The organism is Streptomyces sp. NPDC057950, assembly GCF_042887295.1.
In the GTDB taxonomy this organism is placed as follows: Bacteria; Actinomycetota; Actinomycetes; order Streptomycetales; family Streptomycetaceae; genus Streptomyces; species Streptomyces kaempferi.
Genome location: NZ_JBHVPP010000009.1, coordinates 128,923 through 145,684, shown reverse-complemented (window position 1 = coordinate 145,684; position 16,762 = coordinate 128,923). Strand labels below are relative to the sequence as shown.

Below are 16,762 nucleotides of genomic sequence, written 5' to 3'. Positions count from 1 at the left end.
GCTCAACGACCACTCCAGCTGGTCGGTGGCCGAGTCCAGCGCCAGCCAGGCGATCAACGTCTCGCAGTAACACCCGCCGCGCAACGGCTGTTCGGCGGACCGCGCCCGGGGCGGGCGCGGTCCGCCCTTGGGGGGGAAGGACCACACATGACGGCACTGGGGGACGGGCCCGCGTTGCTGTACGACACCGGGTCGCCGGTGCCGGGGCCGGGGGGAATCCCGGTCACCTACGAGCAGTTCGCCACGGGGACGCTGCCGGTTGTCGGCGCCGGTGTCGAGGTACTGCCGGTACCCCGACTGAGCTCCGGGCTCAAACTGCACGGGGAGTATCAGGGTTCGGGCTTCACCGACCCGAAGTACATCGCGCGCCGCGGAGACGGCCAGGTCGTGCAGCTGTCCCGGCTGCTGTACCTGGTCGCCTCCGCGATCGACGGCGTGCACGACATCGAGACCATCTCGCACCGGGTGAGCGCCCGTTACGGGCGCGAGCTCAGCGCCGAGAACGTGCGCTACCTGGTCGAGGAGAAGCTCGACCCGCTGGGCGTCACGGTGCCGGAGGGGCAGGACGAGGAGGAGATCACCGCGCCGCGGTCCGATCTGCTGCTCGCCCTGAAGGGGCACCGGATCATCTTCAACGAGCGCCGGGCGGCCCGCATCGCCCGCTCGCTGGCCTGGCTGCACCGGCCCACGGTGGTCGTGCTGATGCTGGCGGCGGCCGTGGCCATGGACGTCTGGCTGTTCGGCTTCTTCGGCGCGGTCGAACCCGTGCTGCAGGTCCTCGACCAGCCGGTGCTGATGCTCGTCGTGTTCGGGCTCACCGTGGCCTCGCTCGTCTTCCACGAGTTCGGTCACGCCTCGGCGTGCAGATACGGAGGCGCGCGGCCAGGGTGCATCGGCTGCGGGCTCTTCCTGATCTGGCCGTCCATGTACACCGACGTGACGGACATCTACCGGATCGGGCGCGCCGGACGGCTCCGCACGGACCTGGGCGGGGTGTACTTCAACCTCGTCTTCATGCTCGCCATGACGGGCGCGTACTTCGCCACCGGTCAGCAGTTCTTCCTGGCCACGGTGTATCTCGGGCACTTCGAGATCCTGGAGCAGCTGATGCCGGCCGTCCGGCTGGACGGCTACTACATCCTCGGTGACCTGGCCGGCGTCCCGGATCTCTACGGCAAGATCAAACCGATCCTGCTCAGCACCGTCCCCGGACGGCGCGGCAAGGCTGCCCGCGCCGAGGTCGTCGGGCTCAAGAAGTCGTCCCGCACCATCATCACCACGTGGGTCCTCACGATGGTGCCGCTGCTGATCGGTGAGCTCGGCTACGCGCTGTGGAACCTGCCGCGGATCGTCGCCACGATGGTCCGCTCGCTCACCGCGCAGGTCGTGGGCACGGGCGACGCCTTCGTCAACGGCCAGATCGCCGCGGGCCTGATCGGCGTGATCGGCTGCTTCATGCTGCTGTGCCCGATGGCCGGCGTGGTCTACCTGTCGGTCAAGATGGGCGGCCGGGTCTTCCGCGCCGCCAAGCGCTCGACCGACGACAAGCCCCGCCTGCGGGTGGCACTGTGCGCGCTGGCCCTGGTCGGTCTGGGCACGCTGAGCTACGCGTGGGTCTCCGGTGTGACGCCCGAGCCGCTGCCGAAGCGGCCGCCGATCGCCCCGATCCTCCAGCCGGGCGTCTCCACGGCACAGCCGCCCGCCCGGCAGGCGACCGCGCCCGGACCGCAGGCGTCGCCGTCCGGCTCCTCGGCGGCCCTGCCGTCCGGCGCCGCGTCCCCCGGCGCCTCGGGGTCCGCCTCGGCGAGCGCCTCGGCCTCGCCCAGCGCGGACGCGGGAGCCTCCGCGTCACCCAGTGTGGGCCCGTCGAAGAAGCCGACCGAGCCCACCGGCGGCCAGAACACGACGGGGACGGCCCCGGCGGGCTCGCCGCCCGGTCCCTCCGAGGGATCCGCCGAACCGCCGACGTCCGAGGCTCCGTCGTCAGCGGCGCCGACCACCGATCCGCCCACCCCGACGGACAGCCCGAGCACGACCGGCGAACCGCCCCCGGTCACACCGTGACCGGCCGCACACTGCACCGACACCACAGGAGAACCATGTGAGCACGCATGCCAACGCCCATCGAAAGCCGAATCACGTCGGCAAGACACTCGGCCGGAAGGCCATGCGCATAGGTCTGTTCGCGGCCGGCGCGGCCGGTATCGCCACCGCCGTACCGGCGCAGGCCGCCACGGCCGCGGCGGGCAGCATGGGCCGTAACGCGGCCGTCGCCGAGGACCACACCTTCAGCCACGCCGACCGGGCCCATCCGACCCAGGTCAAGGACTCCTTCACCGTCCGGCAGTTCGGCACGGTGAAGTCCGCGGGCATCCGCAACCAGGCCAACGCGGTCTCCGTCGGCTGCTCGGTCGACGCGCACTGCCGGTCGGTGGCCCTGTCCTTCCAGATCGTCACCCTCGCGGGCCAGCACACGCGTCTGAACGCGGTGAACCTCAGCGACGCGGCGAACCAGCACTGTGACGGATGCCAGACCCTGGCCGGCGCCTACCAGTTCGTGGTCTCCACCGCGCGTCCGATCACTCTGGACAGTGCGACGAAGAGCCGGCTGGCCGACATCCACCGCAGGCTCGACGAGCTGAGCCGCTCCGGTATCCCGGCCGCCGACCTGAAGACGAAGGTCGACGCGCTGGCCGCCGAGGTCACCGGAGTCCTGCACGACGCGGTGGCGAACGCGCCCAAGGCCGCGGACCAACCGGCCGTGGCGGTGCACCGTCACATGGACGGCTGGCCCGGTCACTGAACAGGGCGTCCGTGAACGGCTGTTGACGTAGCCGTCGACGAACGCCGTTGACAGGGGTCGTCGCGCGAGGCCGTGGCGCGGCGCGTGCGCGGGGCCGTTGAGCAGGCCCGCGGGCCGAGGCCACCGCGTATGCGACCAGGGCCACTGAGAGGGGTACGGCGTCACCGACCGGCCGGTGACGCCGTACCCGTGCCGTGACTCAGTCCGCGGTGCGGCCCGCCACCAGCCACTTCGAGGGCAGTTCGATCCGGGTGCCGAGCGCGGTGTACTCCGCCGTGACGAGCGGGAGTTCACCGCTCGCGAGGACGGTGAGACCGGCCGCGCCGAGGTGCTCGGGGACGGATTCGTCGGAGACCTCGCCGGGCGCGATGCCGTGCCGGAAGACGGGTGCCAGCTTGGCGGGAGGGCCGTCGGAGCCCTGCGCCAGCCCCATCAGGACGGGACGGGCGGCCTCGGAGAGTTCGACGAGGAACACCCGGCCCCGCTCCCCCAGCAGAGTGGCGATGCCGTCCACCAGCGGCTGGCGGTCGTCCGGTTCGCACTGGTGGAGCACGCCCCGCATATAGACGTTGACGTCGCCGAGTTCCGCGTGCAGGTGCTGCACCTCGCTCTTCTCCGAGGCGTCGAGCAGCCGGTACGTCGCCTGCCCCGCGGCGTCGGCATGGCGGGCGTGGTCGAGCGCCGCGGCCGAGATGTCGGCGCCGACGACATGCGGGAAGCGGTCGGCGAGGAATCGGGTCTGGGTGCCGTTGCCGCAGCCCAGGTCGACGAGAGGCAGCCCGTGGAACGTCACGTACGGTTCGAAGAGGGCGAGATGCACGCCCGCGGTCAGGGCGGGCTCCGCATCCCAGAAGACGGCTCCCTGTTCGGCGGGGGCCTCGCGCCAGAAGCCCTCCCAGGCTCCCCTGTACCGACCTGTCACGCTCATGCCCGCTCCCCAGGTAGCACCGCCGCCCGCCGAGCACGGCGGGCGAGATCGGTCTATCGCGCCTGGAGTGCGGCGACAAGCATGCGGCGCATTCCTTCACGGGTCATTTCGATCCGTCTACGCCGTTGCGCGCCCCCTACGCCCCCCGCGCCCCTGAAAGCCCGCGAAGTGTGCGGGAGAGCCCCGGGAGTGTGTCAGCGCCGCGGCAACGTCAGTTCGAACCACACGGTCTTGCCGCCGCTGGTGCGGCTCGCGCCCCACTCCCGGGCCAGCGTGCTGACGACGCGCAGACCGCGTCCGAACTCGTCGCCCTGGCCCGCGCTGAGCAGTGTCGGCAGGGTGTGGTCGTCGTCGGCCACCTCGCACAGCAGGGTGTCACCGCGCACGAGGCGCAGTTCGACCCGGCGGCTGTGCGTGTGCCGGACGGCGTTCGCCACCAGTTCGCCGACCATCAGTTCGGCGGGGTCGGCCAGCCGCTGCAAACCCCAGTCGTGCAGCTGCTCGCGGACCGCGGCGCGGGCCCGGCCCGCCTCGCCCGGATCGGACGTGAGGCGCCATTCGGCGATGTCCTCGGGTCCGATGCCGTTGAGCCGGGCCATCAGCAGGGCAACGTCGTCCTTGCGGCCGCCGCGGGTGTTGAGGGCCCTGATGATCGTGTCGCAGGCGTCGTCCATGGACGCGGCCGGATGGGCGGCCGACTCGCAGAGCGTGGCGAGGCCGACACCGATGTCCTCGCCACGCACCTCGACCAGGCCGTCGGTGCACATCACGAGCCGGTCGCCGGTCGCCACCGGTACGCGCACCGTCTCGAAGGGGACACCGCCGACCCCGATGGGCGCGCCGGTCGGCAGGTCGAGCAGATCGCTGTGGCCGTTCGCGGCGCGGACCAGGACGGGCGGGATGTGGCCCGCGTTGGCGATGTGCAGTTCACCGGCGATGGGGTCGTAGATCGCGTACAGGCACGTCGCGAGGTAGTGCTCGCCGAGCCGCTGGGCCAGGTCGTCGAGGTTGCGCAGGAGCTGGGCGGGCGGCAGGTCGAGTGCCGCCATGGTCTGCACGGCGGTGCGCAACTGTCCCATCATCGCGGCCGAGTTGAGGCCGTGGCCCATCACGTCGCCGACGACGAGGGCGGTGCGGGAGCCGGGCAGCTTCACCGAGTCGAACCAGTCACCGCCGACGCGGCCGAGGAGCGTGCCCGGCAGATAGCGGGTGGCGATGTCGCAGCCGGCCATGCGGGGCGCTATCTGCGGCAGCATGCTGTCCTGGAGCGTCTCGGCGACGCTCTCCTGGTACGTGTACATACGGGCGTTGTCGAGTACGAGGCCGGCCCTGGCCGCGAGTTCGGCGCCGGTGACCCGGTCCATGTCGTTGAACTCGACGCGCTCCGGGTGACGCAGCAGGACCATGAAGCCGAGCACCACGTTGCGGGCCTTCAAGGGTACGACCAGCATGGAACGGTGGGTGATGAGCGGCCTGATGTCGCGCTTCTCGAACTGCGCGGCGATCATGTGGCCCATCCGCTCGCTGATGCGCGGCACGAGGACGGGCTCGCCGGTGGTCATGCACTGGAAGAACGGGGTGTGGGCGGGGAACGGCATGGCCTCGCCGACGGGCACGACGTCGTCCCACCGGCCCGGCTCGTCCGTGTGCTCGAGGGCGACGCGATGCCACATGGTGGTGGTGTCGGGCACCCCGTCGGGGAACCCCTCACCGGCGACGACCTGTTCGCGCAGATAGGTGCCCGCCACGTCCGTGAAGCGGGGCACGACGGCCCGGCTCACCTCCAGGACGGTCCGCGCCAGGTCGAGGGAGGTGCCGATGCGTCCGCTGACCTCGTTGAGGAACTCCAGGCGCTCGCGCACGGCGACGTACTCGAGGTCCTCGCCGTCGTCCTGCGCGCCGTACGTGTCCTGTGCGTCCTGTGCGCCCCGTGGGAGCGGCGGGCCGGCCGCCTCGGCCCCGGCGGCCCGCTCTCGGCGGGCCTTGCGCCCGGCCCGCCGGGGCACCCCCCAGTCGGGGGTGACGGGCACCCGGTCGTTCTGGCTGAACTCCATCACCGGATACCCGAGTTCGAGGATCTGCGCGACGACTCGGGCGCCTTCGTCCACACTCATGCTGGGCAGGATCTCGGGCAGTCTGCGGGCCAGTTCCTCGGCACCGGGGAAGTCGGTGTGCAGCGCGAAGGCGGGTGCGATGCGCTCCACGGCCACCCGGTCGTCGGTGTGGCGCAGCGCGCCCGCGTCGGCGGCCAGTACCAGCAGCCGCTCCCGCCCCGGACCCACCAGCGGGTACGCCCACCACAACACATCGACGCGGCCCCGGCCCCGGCCGCCCTCGTGGTCCTCTTCGCGCTCCCGGCCGGGCACCGTGAGCCGGGCACGCCCGGCGGCCGGGTAGGAGAGCCGCCCGTCGAGCGAGGACTCCAGGTCGGGGCCGAGCCCGTCGTACGCGGCATGGACCGCGTACAGCGCCGTCTCGTCCTCCTCGGGCAGCACACCGGAGACGGGGAGCAGGTCGACGGCGGGGTGGCCCACCGCGTCCTGTCTCGAGACGCCGAACAGACGTCGGGCGCCGGTGCTCCAGTGGGAGACGAGGCCGTCGCGGTCCACGGCGACCACGGCCAGCGGGACGCGCCCGGCATCGGCGGGCTCCGTCACGCGGTTCCCAGCTGTGCGGCTGGGAGATGTGCCCACTTCGGTGCCACGCGAAGTGCCGCTCTCCATGGCCCAGGCCCCTCTCCCCGCGGCTCGGCAAGATCTGTGCCGCACCCACCACCGTACGACCGCGGCCTGTCGCGATGTGCGGCAACAAGGGAATTGACCTTTCCGGGGCCGCTCCGGCGCACCACCCGTCCGCGGTGCGGCAGGTGGCCCCGGTCGGTCCGGGTCGGTCCGGGTCGGTCCGGGTCAGTCCGGGTCAGTCCTCGTGGCCGAGCTGCAGATCGCGCTCCGTGCGGCCCCCACCGGCCACTTGGAGCACCGTGGCCACCGGCGGGTAGCCGGCCGCGATGACGGTGTACTCGCCGGAGGACAGGTCGACGAAGCGGAACGTGCCGTCGGCGCCGGTGGTGAGGGTGTCCACGACGTTGCCCGCGGCGTCCAGGAGCGTCACGCGCGCGTCCTCCACGGGCCGTCCGCCGCCCGCCCGTACGGTGCCGCGCAGGACGGCGCCACCGGCGAGTTCGACGTCCTGACGGGTCTCGCGGGACGCCTGCACACTGACGGGGAGCGCGGCCGGCCGGAACGCGGGCGCGCTCCCGGCGAGGGTGTACTCGCCCGCCACCAACTCCGTGATGACATAGCCTCCTTCGCGCCCGCTGCGGGTGGTGGCCACCACTTCGCCGTGGACGTTGGTCAGCGTGACGGTCGCGTCGCGCACCGGGGTGCCGTCCGCGGTCAGCACGCTCCCGGCGAGGCGGCCGGCGCCGCCGAGCACGACGTCCAGTTCCACGGGACGCTCACCGATCGTCACGGAGACGGCCTGCGGCTGGTGTCCCCCGGCCGCGGCGATCAGGACGTACGACCCCGATCCGGGCGTGGACAGCGCGTACCGCCCGTCCTCACCGCTGGCGCCTCGCCCGATCTGCTGTCCGGCGATGTCGATGAGGGTGAGCGCTGCGCGTGGCACGACGGTTCCGTCGGGGTGCTGCACGGTTCCGCAGACGGGGATCCCGGCGGCGTACGTGGTGCGGGCCGGGGGGACCTGGGTGAGGGGCACGGAATCGGTGTCGGCGGCGGGGGCGTTGTGGGACACCAGCGGTTTCTCCTTGAGGAAGAAGGCGATGAACAGGCCGAGGACGAGCACCGGCACGAGGTAGAGGAAGATCCGCGGCATGGCGTCCGCGTAGGCCGCGATGTACGCGTCGCGCAGCGGTGCGGGCATCGCGTGGACGAGTTGCGGGGTCAGCGACTCGGGGTCCGGGAGGGCGGTGCCGGCCCGTGCCGGGACGCGTTCGGCGAGCGCGTCCGCGAGCCGGCGGGCGAACAGCGTGCCGAAGATCGCGGCGCCGACGCTGCCGCCGATCTGCCGGAAGTAGTTGTTGGCGCTGGTCGCGGTCCCGAGGTCGGCGGGGCGCACGGAGTTCTGGACGGCCAGGACCAGCACGGGCATCACCAGCCCGATGCCGGCGCCGAGGATGGCCATGTAGACGCTGTAGGCCGGCCGCGAGGTGTCGACCTCCAGCCGGGAGAGCAGCCACATGCCGAGCACCGACAGGGCACCGCCGAGCACCGGATAGATCTTGTAGCGGCCAGTGCGGCTGATGAGCTGGCCGGAGACGACCGAGGCTCCGACGATGCCGCCCATCATCGGGAGCATGAGCAGTCCGGACTCGGTGGCGCTGGCCCCGTCGACCATCTGAAGGAAGGTCGGCAGATAGCTGGCGGCGCCGAAGAGGGCGACGCCGACCACCAGGCCCACCAGCGCGCTGACGTTGAAGACACCGTCCCTGAACAGCCTGGGCGGGATCAGGGGTTCGGCGGCGAAGCGCTCGACGACGAAGAACAGGACGGCCGCGGCCAGGGCGCCCGCGCCGAGCCCGAGGATCACCCGGGACCCCCAGGCGTACTCCGTACCGCCCCAACTGGTCAGCAGGACGAGGCACGTCGAGGCGGCGGCGAGCAGCAGGACCCCGAGCACGTCGACACGCCCCCGGCGGGCGGGCTTCGGCAGTTTCAGGACGACGGTGACGACGGCCAGCGTGAGCAGGCCGAAGGGCACGTTGACGTAGAAGCACCAGCGCCAGGAGAGGTGGTCGGTGAAGTAGCCGCCCAGCAGGGGCCCGGCGACCGAGGCGAGACCGAACGCGGCGCCGATCAGGCCCATGAAGCGGCCGCGTTCCCGGGGCGGCACGATGTCCGCGATGATCGCCTGTACGCCGATCATGAGGCCACCCGCGCCGACGCCCTGGACCGCCCGGAAGGCGATCAGCTGGTCCATGGTCTGCGCGCGTCCGGCGAGTGCCGAGCCGATCACGAAGGTCGCGATCGCGAACTGGAAGACGCCCTTGCGGCCGAAGAGGTCGCCGACCTTGCCGTAGACCGGGAGTCCGATGGTGGAGGTGAGCAGATAGGCGGTGATCGCCCAGGACATCCTGTCCAGGCCGTGCAGCTCACCGACGATCTTCGGGAGCGCGGTGGCGACGATCATCTGGTCCAGTGCGGCGAGCAGCAGCGCGAGCATGAGCCCGAGGAAGACGAGCCGTACCTGGCGCGGACCCAGCCGGTCGGGGCCGGTGGAGCCGACCACCTCCGCAACGGCGGGCTGCGGGGGTGCGGCAGCCGGTTCGTCCTGTACCAGAGTGATGCCGCCCACGGTCCGTTCCCCTCGTCGCACCCACTGCACAATTCCCGCTTATCGCGACAACTGCGAGCAAGCGCGACGAGTTACGGCGTACCGTCGCGTCGCGAGGAGATGCACTCGAACCGGTGAGGGCGGCAACGCGCCCTGGAGGGTTGCCTCTTGGGGGCGCGGGGCGCCGAAAGCCCCCTCGGGGTTACTTCTCCGTCTCGGTGGCGAGCTTCTCGAGCACCAGGTCGTAGATCCGGCCGAGGCCCTTGGGGGCGAAGGCCTTCTCGAAGAAGCCGCCGATGCCGCCCGCGCCGTTCCAGACGGTGCTGACGACAACCCGCGACTTGCCCTCGCCGGCCGGGGTGACCCGCCAGGTGGTGACCATGGAGGAGTTGCGGTCCTTCTCGACGAGCTCGCCGTCGGTCGGCTCGGTGACCTCGAGCAGGCAGTCGCGTACGCGCTTGCTGGTGGCCTGGAGCTTCCAGTGGACGAGGGTGCCCTCGCCGTCGCCGCCCTCACGCACCTCGTACTCGCTGAAGTGTTCGGGCAGCAGTTTCGCTCGGGTGCCGGTGTAGTCGGCCAGGGCGTCGAACACCGCCTCCGCGTCCGCCGCGATGACCCGCTCCGTCGTGGCCTCGACCTGCGCCATGGCACTTCCTCCAGCACTTGGTGACTCGGGGTGTGCGGCAAGCCAACCACCACGCGGGTCACCCCCTCAAATCGGGGTCCTCGCGGGGCGCGGGAGGGGCTTGCGACCGGGGCGCGGAAGGGGTTCGCGGCGCGGGCTCGGAAGGGGTTCACGGCGAGGGCGCGGGAGGACACGCCGCGGGGTGCGGAGGGGGCCCGCCGCGGGGGTGCGGAGGGGGTCCGCGGGGGTGCGGAGGGGGTTCACCGCGGGGGTGCGGAGGGGGCCCGCCGCGGGGCCCGGGAAACCCGGTCGCACGATCAAGGGAACATGTGTTCTATTCTCTGGTCAGTGCTACCGAGGAGGCCTCATGCGCTGGGAGAACCTCACAGCGGACCCCGCCGGGGACCGCGCCCGAAACGCCGTGCTGTTCGGCGCGGACGCGGTGATCACCCGCACGTTCGACACCCCGGAGTTCCGCGGCGTCACGTTCCACGAGATCCGGGCCCGCTCGATCGTGAACCGGGTGCCGGGGGCCTCCCGCATGCCCTTCGAATGGACGGTCAACCCCTATCGGGGCTGCACGCACGCGTGTGTTTACTGCTTCGCGCGCAGGACGCACAGCTATCTGGACCTCGACACGGGCCTCGACTTCGACTCCCAGATCGTGGTCAAGGTCAACGCGCCGGACCTGCTCCGCCGCCACCTGGGCTCCCACCGCTGGCACGGCGAGCACATCGCGATGGGCACCAACGTCGACTGCTACCAGCGGGCCGAGGGCCGTTACCGGCTGATGCCGGGCATCATCGCCGCCCTGCGCGACCACGCGAACCCCTTCTCGATCCTGACGAAGGGCACCCTGATCCTGCGCGACCTCGACCTCCTGAAGCAGGCATCCGAGGTCACCGACGTCGGCATCTCCGTCTCGGTGGGCTTCACCGACACCGAGCTGTGGCGCACCGTGGAACCGGGCACCCCGGCGCCCGAACGCCGCCTGGACGTCGTCCGCACCCTGACGGACCACGGCATCGACTGCGGGGTCCTGATGGCCCCCGTGATCCCCTTCCTCGGCGACCACCCGGCCCAACTGCGTGCCACCGTGCGCGCGATCGCGGCCTCGGGAGCCACCTCCGTGACCCCGCTGGTGCTGCATCTGCGGCCCGGCGCCCGCGAGTGGTTCATGGCCTGGCTGGAGCGCCACCACCCTTTTCTCGTACGCCGTTACGAGCGGCTGTACGCGGAGGGGGCGTACGCTCCCAAGTGGTACCAGCGCCGGATCACCCGTCAGGTCCACGAGCTCGCCCAGGAGTACGGCATCGGTCCCGCGCACGGGGGCGCGCCGCGCAGGATCGCCGCACCCGGGGCCGCCGCGGCCGAACCGGCCGCGCCCGAACCGACACAGCTCACGCTGCTCTGAACGTGCCGCGGCGGCCGAGCGTCGCCCGCCCAGGCACTGGCGTTCGAACTCCCGCCCATCGGCGCCGCGTCGTCCGAAACCTCTGTGACGTCATCCGAGCGCATCCCGCGACCCAATCGGGTCAAGTCTTGCCAGAACGGGTTCTTACGGACCCCCACCCCGGGACGATGCGGCGAAGGCCGTGGCGTGCACGGCTCAAAATCCTCCGTCCTGGGAGGCGTTGTGAAGAAACGCGCAGCTGCTCTGTGCGGGGCCGCCGCCGTGGTGGCCGGGATGATCACCTCGATCCCCGCCGGCGCGAGCGCCGGCTCCGCGGCCGCACCGCGCACCGTCCCGACCGCCGAGCTCACCTGGAAGAAGTGCGGCACCCACACCTATCCGGCGCTCCAGTGCGCGTCCGTGAAGGTACCGCTGGACCACTCGAAGCCGGACGGCCGGCTCATCACGCTGGCGCTCTCACGCGTCCCGCACACCGCGAAGAAGTATCAGGGACCGCTCCTGGTGAACCCCGGCGGCCCCGGCGGCAGCGGGATCACGATGGCCGGATTCGTCGCCTCCACGCTGCCCAAGGCGGTGGCGGCGCAGTACGACGTCATCGGCTTCGACCCGCGCGGCGTGGGCGCGAGCCGGCCCGCGCTGGACTGCAGGCCCGGCCACTTCGACCCGGTCCGGCCGGACACCGTGCCCAGCACCCCCGCGATCGAGAGGGCCAACCTCGACCGCGCCCGGTCCTTCGCGAAGGGGTGCGGAGAGAAGTACGCGAGCCTGCTGCCGTACATCGACACCATCAGCGCGGTCCGCGACATGGACTCGATCCGCGGCGCACTCGGCGCCAAGAAGATCAACTACTTCGGGTACTCCTACGGCACCTACCTGGGCGCCGTATACGCCAAGCTCTACCCGCAGCGCGTACGCCGGCTGGTGCTCGACTCCGTCGTCGACCCCACCGGCGTCTGGTACGAGGACAACATCGGGCAGGACTACGCCTTCAACGACCGCCATCTGGCCTTCCTGGCCTGGGTCGCCAAGCACGACGCGACGTACCGGCTCGGCACCGACCCGGCCGGGGTCGAGGCCAAGTGGTACGCGATGCGCACGGCGCTCGCCCAGAAGCCCGCCGACAAGAAGGTGGGCGCCTCCGAACTGGAGGACACCTTCATCCCGGGCGGCTACTACAACGGCTACTGGCCCCGTCTCGCCGAGGCCTTCGCGGCGTACACGAACAAGAAGGACACGACCCCGCTCCTCGCGGCGTACAAGAAGATCGGCTCCAAGGACGCCTCGGACGGCAACGGTTACAGCATCTACACCGCGGTGCAGTGCCGTGACGTGTCCTGGCCGCGCGACTGGAACCAGTGGCGCAAGGACAACTGGGCCGCCTACGCCAAGGCGCCCTTCATGGTCTGGAACAACGCCTGGTACAACGCGCCGTGCGCGTTCTGGCCGACGAGCACGCTGCGGCCGGTGGACATCTCCAACACGGTGCTGCCGCCTGCCCTGGTCTTCCAGGCGACCGACGACGCGGCCACCCCTTACCAGGGTGGTGTGACGGTCCATCACCAGCTGCTCGGCTCCAGCCTGGTGGTCGAGCAGGGCGGCGGCAACCACGGCATCACGCTGAGCGGGAACGCCTGCCTGGACAAGTACCTGGCGACGTATCTGACCGACGGCAAGGTGCCGCGCGGGAGCGGTGAGGCCGACGCGGTCTGCGAGAAGCTGCCCGACCCGGAGCCGCTGAGCACCCGGGCGACCTCCGCCACCGCACAGGGTGCGACCCTGCACGGGCTGCTCGGCCCCCGCGGCTGAGCACACCCGCACGCCCGTCGGGGGCGTTGTCACACCCGTGGTCCACCATGGACGCATGAGTGAACTGACCCGTATTTCCGCCCCCGACGGAGTCGCCCCCGCCGCCGCGTACTCACATGTCGTCCTCGGCACGGGCCGCCTCGTGGCGGTCTCGGGACAGCTCGCCCTGGACGAGGACGGCAGGCTCGTCGGCGAGGGCGACCCGGCGGCGCAGGCCCACCAGGTCTTCGAGAACCTGCGCCGCTGCCTGGCCGCCGCGGGCGCGACCTTCGACGACGTCGTCAAACTCACCTTCTTCGTCACGGACATGGCCCATATGCCGGCCATCCGCGCCGCCCGGGACGCGCACATACCCGCGGACCGTCTGCCCGCCGCCTCCGCGGTCCAGGTCGCGGCCCTGGTCGGCCCCGATTTCCTGATGGAGATCGAGGCGTACGCGGTGCTCGGCGGATGAGCGGCCTCCGGGTCCGGGCGATGACCCTCGCGGACTGCGACCGGGTGTCGGAGATCCGCGTCCTCGGCTGGCGGGCCGCGTACAGGGGCCTGATGCCCCAGCCGTACCTCGACGCGCTCAGCACCCGGGAGGACGCGGCGCGGCGGCGCCGGCACTTCGGGCAGGGCGGCGGCGCGGTGGTGAACCTGGTCGCGGAACAGGCGGGCGAGGTGGTCGGCTGGGCCTGTCACGGCCCCTACCGGGACGGCGAAGTCCGCGCCACGGACGTCGAGTTGTACGCGATCTACGTCGACCCCGACCGGACGGGGGCCGGGATCGGGCGCGCGCTGCTGCGGGAGGCGGCCGAGCGCTGTGCCGCCGCCGGGTACGAGCGGATGCTGCTGTGGGTGGTCAAGGGGAACACGGGGGCGCGCGGGTTCTACGAGCACGCCGGATTCGGCCCCGACGGCACCGAGGAGCCGTTCGAGGCGGGAGGTGTCGAGGTGCCCGAGGTCCGCTACGTCCGAGATCTCACCGGTACCCGTGTCCCTCCGCCGACCCCGGCGGACGCCGGCGCCGGCACCGCGGCTTCCACGGTCTGACCCGGGGCTCCCCGGCGGGGCCCGCCGGAAAGCGGCTCCGCCGGAGTCACGCAGGGGCGCGCGGCGGTCGGCAGGGGCGGCCGGGCAGGCGTCACTCCGGCAGCCGCGCCAGCGCGCGCACCGCCTCCTCGGCGAGAACGGGATGCGCGAGCGCGTCGTTCAGTACGGGTCCCGCGCGGACGTCGCCCAGCGCGCCCAGCCCCTGCACGCAGGCGAGGGCGACGGCGCGGTACGGATCGTGCGGGCGCAGCCTGCGCCGCAGCGTGGTGATCAGCGCGGGTACGGCCTCGGGAGCGCGCAGCTCGACCAGCAGCCGCACCGGATGCAGCGCGTAGGCGACGCGCAGTTCGTTGGTGGCCAGCGCGGCCGCCGCACGGGCCGTACGCGGATCGCCGAGCCGCGCGAGGGCGTAGGCCGCGGACGCGCAGCGCCGTGGCTCGCGGTGGTTGAGCAGCAGGACGAGCGCCTCGAAGGCCCGCCCGTCACCGGCGATCCCGAGCCGGAAGGCCGCCAGCTCCCGCGCCCACAGCGGTTGCCCTGGTTCGGTGAGCGCCGCGGCCAGTACGTGGAGGTCCTCGGTCGCCACGAGTGGGTCGTACGCGGGCGAGGCCCCCGCCTCGATCCGTAAACGCTCCGTGAGTGATCGCAACTCCTCGTCCATGCCGCCGAGCCTAGATGCGGCTGCGGGACGTGGGGACCTACATCACGAACTCAGGGGCTGGCGCGCTCGTTACCGGCGGGTTAAGCTCAGACGAGCGAGTCACCCACTCGCGTTTTCCTCAGGGCGGCCTGGTGACGCAGCCGCCGTGAGAGCAGTCGGTTCGGTGCTTCAGGCACCGCAGTACGACATGGCTCCGGGACAGAGCCGGTCGGCTTCACCGTTCACCGGGTACGCCCTCGCGGGCTTTCCGGCCCGGACGGCACCGGGCGTGTGCGCTCGTCAGCCCGGAAACACCCGCAATGCTCCGCACCCCGTGCGCTCCTCGGCGCACCCGTGTGCGCTCCTCAGTCGTCACCCTCATCTGGAGTCCCGCGATGGCCGCTCCCCAGTCCGACATCCCTCTGTCCCCTCTCAAGACCGTCGCCGTCGTCGGCCTCGGCACCATGGGCACCGGCATCGCCGAGGTGCTCGCCCGGGCCGGCCGCGACGTCGTCGGCATCGACATCAGCGAGGCAGCGGCCGTCCAGGCCGTCACCGCGCTCGAAGCCTCCACCGCCCGCGCCGTGCGGCGCGAACGCCTCACCGGGCAGGAGCGCGAGGACATCCTCGGCCGCTTCCGCACCTCCACCGACCTCACCGCGGCGGCCGACGCCGACCTGGTCATCGAGGTGACCCCGGAGTCGTACGACATCAAGCAGCAGGTCTTCCGCGCGCTGGACGGCATCGTGCGCACGGACGCCATCCTGGCCACCGGCACCAACGCCCTCTCCGTGACGCGTCTGGCCGCCGACTCGGCCCACCCCGAGCGCGTTCTCGGCCTGCACTTCTTCAATCCGGCGCCCGCGATGAAGCTCGTCGAGGTCGTCTCGTCGGTACTGACCGCGCCCGCGGCCGTCAGCGCCGTCACCAACCTGGCCCTCGACCTCGGCAAGGAGCCCGTCGCGGTCGGCGACCGCCCCGGCTTCGTCGCCGACGGACTGCTGTTCGGCTACCTGAACCAGGCGGCCGCGATGTACGAGGCGAAGTACGCCTCCCGCGAGGACATCGACGCCGCCATGAAGCTCGGCTGCGGCCTGCCCATGGGGCCGCTCGCCCTGCTCGACCTGATCGGCGTCGACACGGCCCGTACGGTCCTCGAGGCCATGTACACCGAGTCCCGCGACCGGCTGCACGCACCCGCGCCCATCCTCAAGCAGCTCAGCGAGGCGGGCCTGACCGGACGGAAGTCGGGGCGCGGTTTCTACTCCTACGAGGCCCCCGGCAGCGCGAGCGTCGTGCGGGACGCGCTGACACCGCTCTCCGGCGGCCCCGCCACCCCTGGCCGTACGGTGCGCTCGGTCGGCGTCGCGGGCTCCGGAACGATGGCGTCCGGCATCGCCGAGGTCTTCGCGAAGGCCGGGTACGAGGTCGTCCTTGCCGCCCGCAGCGAGGAGAAGGCACAGGCCGCCAAGGCCCGGATCGGCAAGTCGCTGGCACGGTCGGTCGACAAGGGCCGGATGACCGCCGAGGCCGCCGCGAGCACCCTGGACCTGATCACGCCGGCGGGTTCGTACGACTCCTTCGCCGAGGTCGATCTCGCCCTGGAGGCGGTGGCCGAGGACCTGGAGGTCAAGCAGCAGCTCTTCGCGGTGTTCGACAAGGTCTGCAAGCCCGGCGCGATCCTCGCGACCACCACCTCCTCGCTGCCCGTCGTCGCCTGCGCCCGCGCCACCTCACGCCCGCAGGACGTGATCGGCATGCACTTCTTCAACCCGGCCCCGGCGATGAAGCTGGTCGAGGTGGTGCGGACCGTCCTGACCGCGGACGATGTGCACGGCACGGTCCGCGAGCTGTGCGAGAAGATCCGCAAGCACCCGGTGGACTGCGGCGACCGCGCCGGATTCATCGTGAACGCGCTGCTCTTCCCGTACCTGAACAACGCGATCAAGATGGTCCAGGAGCACTACGCGACGCTCGACGACATCGACGCCGCGATGAAGCTGGGCGGCGGGTACCCGATGGGGCCCTTCGAACTCCTGGACGTGGTGGGTCTGGACGTCTCCCTGGCCATCGAGAAGGTGCTGCACCGGGAGTTCCGCGACCCGGGCCTCGCCCCGGCGCCGCTCCTGGAGCATCTGGTGGCCGCGGGCTGCCTCGGCCGCAAGACGGGGCGCGGCTTCCGCGAATATGCCCGCCGCTGAGCGTCCCGGCGACCGGTC

General features: G+C 71.8%; 12 protein-coding genes. 7 read left to right on the top strand and 5 right to left on the bottom strand.

The annotated features are described in order from the left end of the window. The first annotated feature begins 147 nt into the window (after positions 1-147). Both ACFVTC_RS17060 and ACFVTC_RS17055 read left to right on the top strand, forming a co-directional pair. Positions 148-2,064, top strand: a complete 1,917-nt coding sequence (locus ACFVTC_RS17060; protein WP_390127626.1) for a hypothetical protein — start codon at positions 148-150, stop codon at positions 2,062-2,064. A 37-nt stretch (positions 2,065-2,101) separates the two neighbouring features. Further along, a complete protein-coding gene (locus tag ACFVTC_RS17055; protein ID WP_390127624.1) occupies positions 2,102-2,803 on the top strand; it encodes a hypothetical protein in 702 nt (233 codons plus the stop codon). Between the two features lie 199 nt (positions 2,804-3,002). Here ACFVTC_RS17055 and ACFVTC_RS17050 read toward each other — a convergent pair whose 3' ends face one another. The 4 genes from ACFVTC_RS17050 to ACFVTC_RS17035 form a co-directional block, all read right to left on the bottom strand. Next, a complete protein-coding gene (locus ACFVTC_RS17050; RefSeq protein WP_390127622.1) occupies positions 3,003-3,731 on the bottom strand; it encodes a class I SAM-dependent methyltransferase in 729 nt (242 codons plus the stop codon). Between the two features lie 194 nt (positions 3,732-3,925). Continuing rightward, positions 3,926-6,454, bottom strand: a complete 2,529-nt coding sequence (locus tag ACFVTC_RS17045) for a SpoIIE family protein phosphatase (protein WP_390127620.1) — start codon at positions 6,452-6,454, stop codon at positions 3,926-3,928. Positions 6,455-6,647: 193 nt separating this feature from the next. Then, entirely contained in the window at positions 6,648-9,044 is a 2,397-nt protein-coding gene (locus ACFVTC_RS17040) for an MFS transporter (RefSeq protein WP_390127618.1), read from the bottom strand. A 181-nt stretch (positions 9,045-9,225) separates the two neighbouring features. Next, positions 9,226-9,669, bottom strand: a complete 444-nt coding sequence (locus tag ACFVTC_RS17035) for an SRPBCC family protein (protein WP_390127616.1) — start codon at positions 9,667-9,669, stop codon at positions 9,226-9,228. A gap of 346 nt (positions 9,670-10,015) precedes the next feature. Here ACFVTC_RS17035 and ACFVTC_RS17030 point away from each other — a divergent pair, with 346 nt between their 5' ends. The 4 genes from ACFVTC_RS17030 (at position 10,016) to ACFVTC_RS17015 (ending at position 13,903) form a co-directional block, all read left to right on the top strand. Then, a complete protein-coding gene (locus tag ACFVTC_RS17030) occupies positions 10,016-11,062 on the top strand; it encodes an Rv2578c family radical SAM protein (RefSeq protein WP_390127614.1) in 1,047 nt (348 codons plus the stop codon). Between the two features lie 222 nt (positions 11,063-11,284). Continuing rightward, positions 11,285-12,868 (top strand): alpha/beta hydrolase, encoded by a 1,584-nt coding sequence (locus tag ACFVTC_RS17025; RefSeq protein ID WP_390127612.1) that lies wholly within the window; start codon positions 11,285-11,287, stop codon positions 12,866-12,868. 55 nt (positions 12,869-12,923) lie between these two features. Beyond that, on the top strand, positions 12,924-13,322 hold the full coding sequence (locus tag ACFVTC_RS17020) for a RidA family protein (RefSeq protein WP_390127610.1): 399 nt from the start codon (positions 12,924-12,926) through the stop codon (positions 13,320-13,322). Then, a complete protein-coding gene (locus tag ACFVTC_RS17015) occupies positions 13,319-13,903 on the top strand; it encodes a GNAT family N-acetyltransferase (protein ID WP_390127608.1) in 585 nt (194 codons plus the stop codon). The genes ACFVTC_RS17020 and ACFVTC_RS17015 overlap by 4 nt, the downstream gene beginning before the upstream one ends. Before the next feature lie 91 nt (positions 13,904-13,994). Here the strand turns inward: ACFVTC_RS17015 and ACFVTC_RS17010 are convergent, their stop codons facing one another. Next, on the bottom strand, positions 13,995-14,564 hold the full coding sequence (locus ACFVTC_RS17010; protein ID WP_390127606.1) for an adenylosuccinate lyase: 570 nt from the start codon (positions 14,562-14,564) through the stop codon (positions 13,995-13,997). A 374-nt stretch (positions 14,565-14,938) separates the two neighbouring features. On the opposite strand from ACFVTC_RS17010, the gene ACFVTC_RS17005 reads away from it, so the two are divergent. Continuing rightward, complete coding sequence (locus ACFVTC_RS17005; RefSeq protein WP_390127604.1) at positions 14,939-16,744, top strand: 3-hydroxyacyl-CoA dehydrogenase family protein; 1,806 nt, start codon at positions 14,939-14,941, stop codon at positions 16,742-16,744. Positions 16,745-16,762 lie beyond the last annotated feature (18 nt).

Coding starts and splice junctions, on each gene's coding strand:
- ACFVTC_RS17060 (WP_390127626.1), top strand. CDS start 148: ATGACGGCACTGGGGGACGGGCCCGCGTTGCTGTACGACACCGGGTCG.
- ACFVTC_RS17050 (WP_390127622.1), bottom strand. CDS start 3,731: ATGAGCGTGACAGGTCGGTACAGGGGAGCCTGGGAGGGCTTCTGGCGC.
- ACFVTC_RS17045 (WP_390127620.1), bottom strand. CDS start 6,454: ATGGAGAGCGGCACTTCGCGTGGCACCGAAGTGGGCACATCTCCCAGC.
- ACFVTC_RS17035 (WP_390127616.1), bottom strand. CDS start 9,669: ATGGCGCAGGTCGAGGCCACGACGGAGCGGGTCATCGCGGCGGACGCG.
- ACFVTC_RS17030 (WP_390127614.1), top strand. CDS start 10,016: ATGCGCTGGGAGAACCTCACAGCGGACCCCGCCGGGGACCGCGCCCGA.
- ACFVTC_RS17020 (WP_390127610.1), top strand. CDS start 12,924: ATGAGTGAACTGACCCGTATTTCCGCCCCCGACGGAGTCGCCCCCGCC.
- ACFVTC_RS17015 (WP_390127608.1), top strand. CDS start 13,319: ATGAGCGGCCTCCGGGTCCGGGCGATGACCCTCGCGGACTGCGACCGG.
- ACFVTC_RS17010 (WP_390127606.1), bottom strand. CDS start 14,564: ATGGACGAGGAGTTGCGATCACTCACGGAGCGTTTACGGATCGAGGCG.
- ACFVTC_RS17005 (WP_390127604.1), top strand. CDS start 14,939: ATGGCCGCTCCCCAGTCCGACATCCCTCTGTCCCCTCTCAAGACCGTC.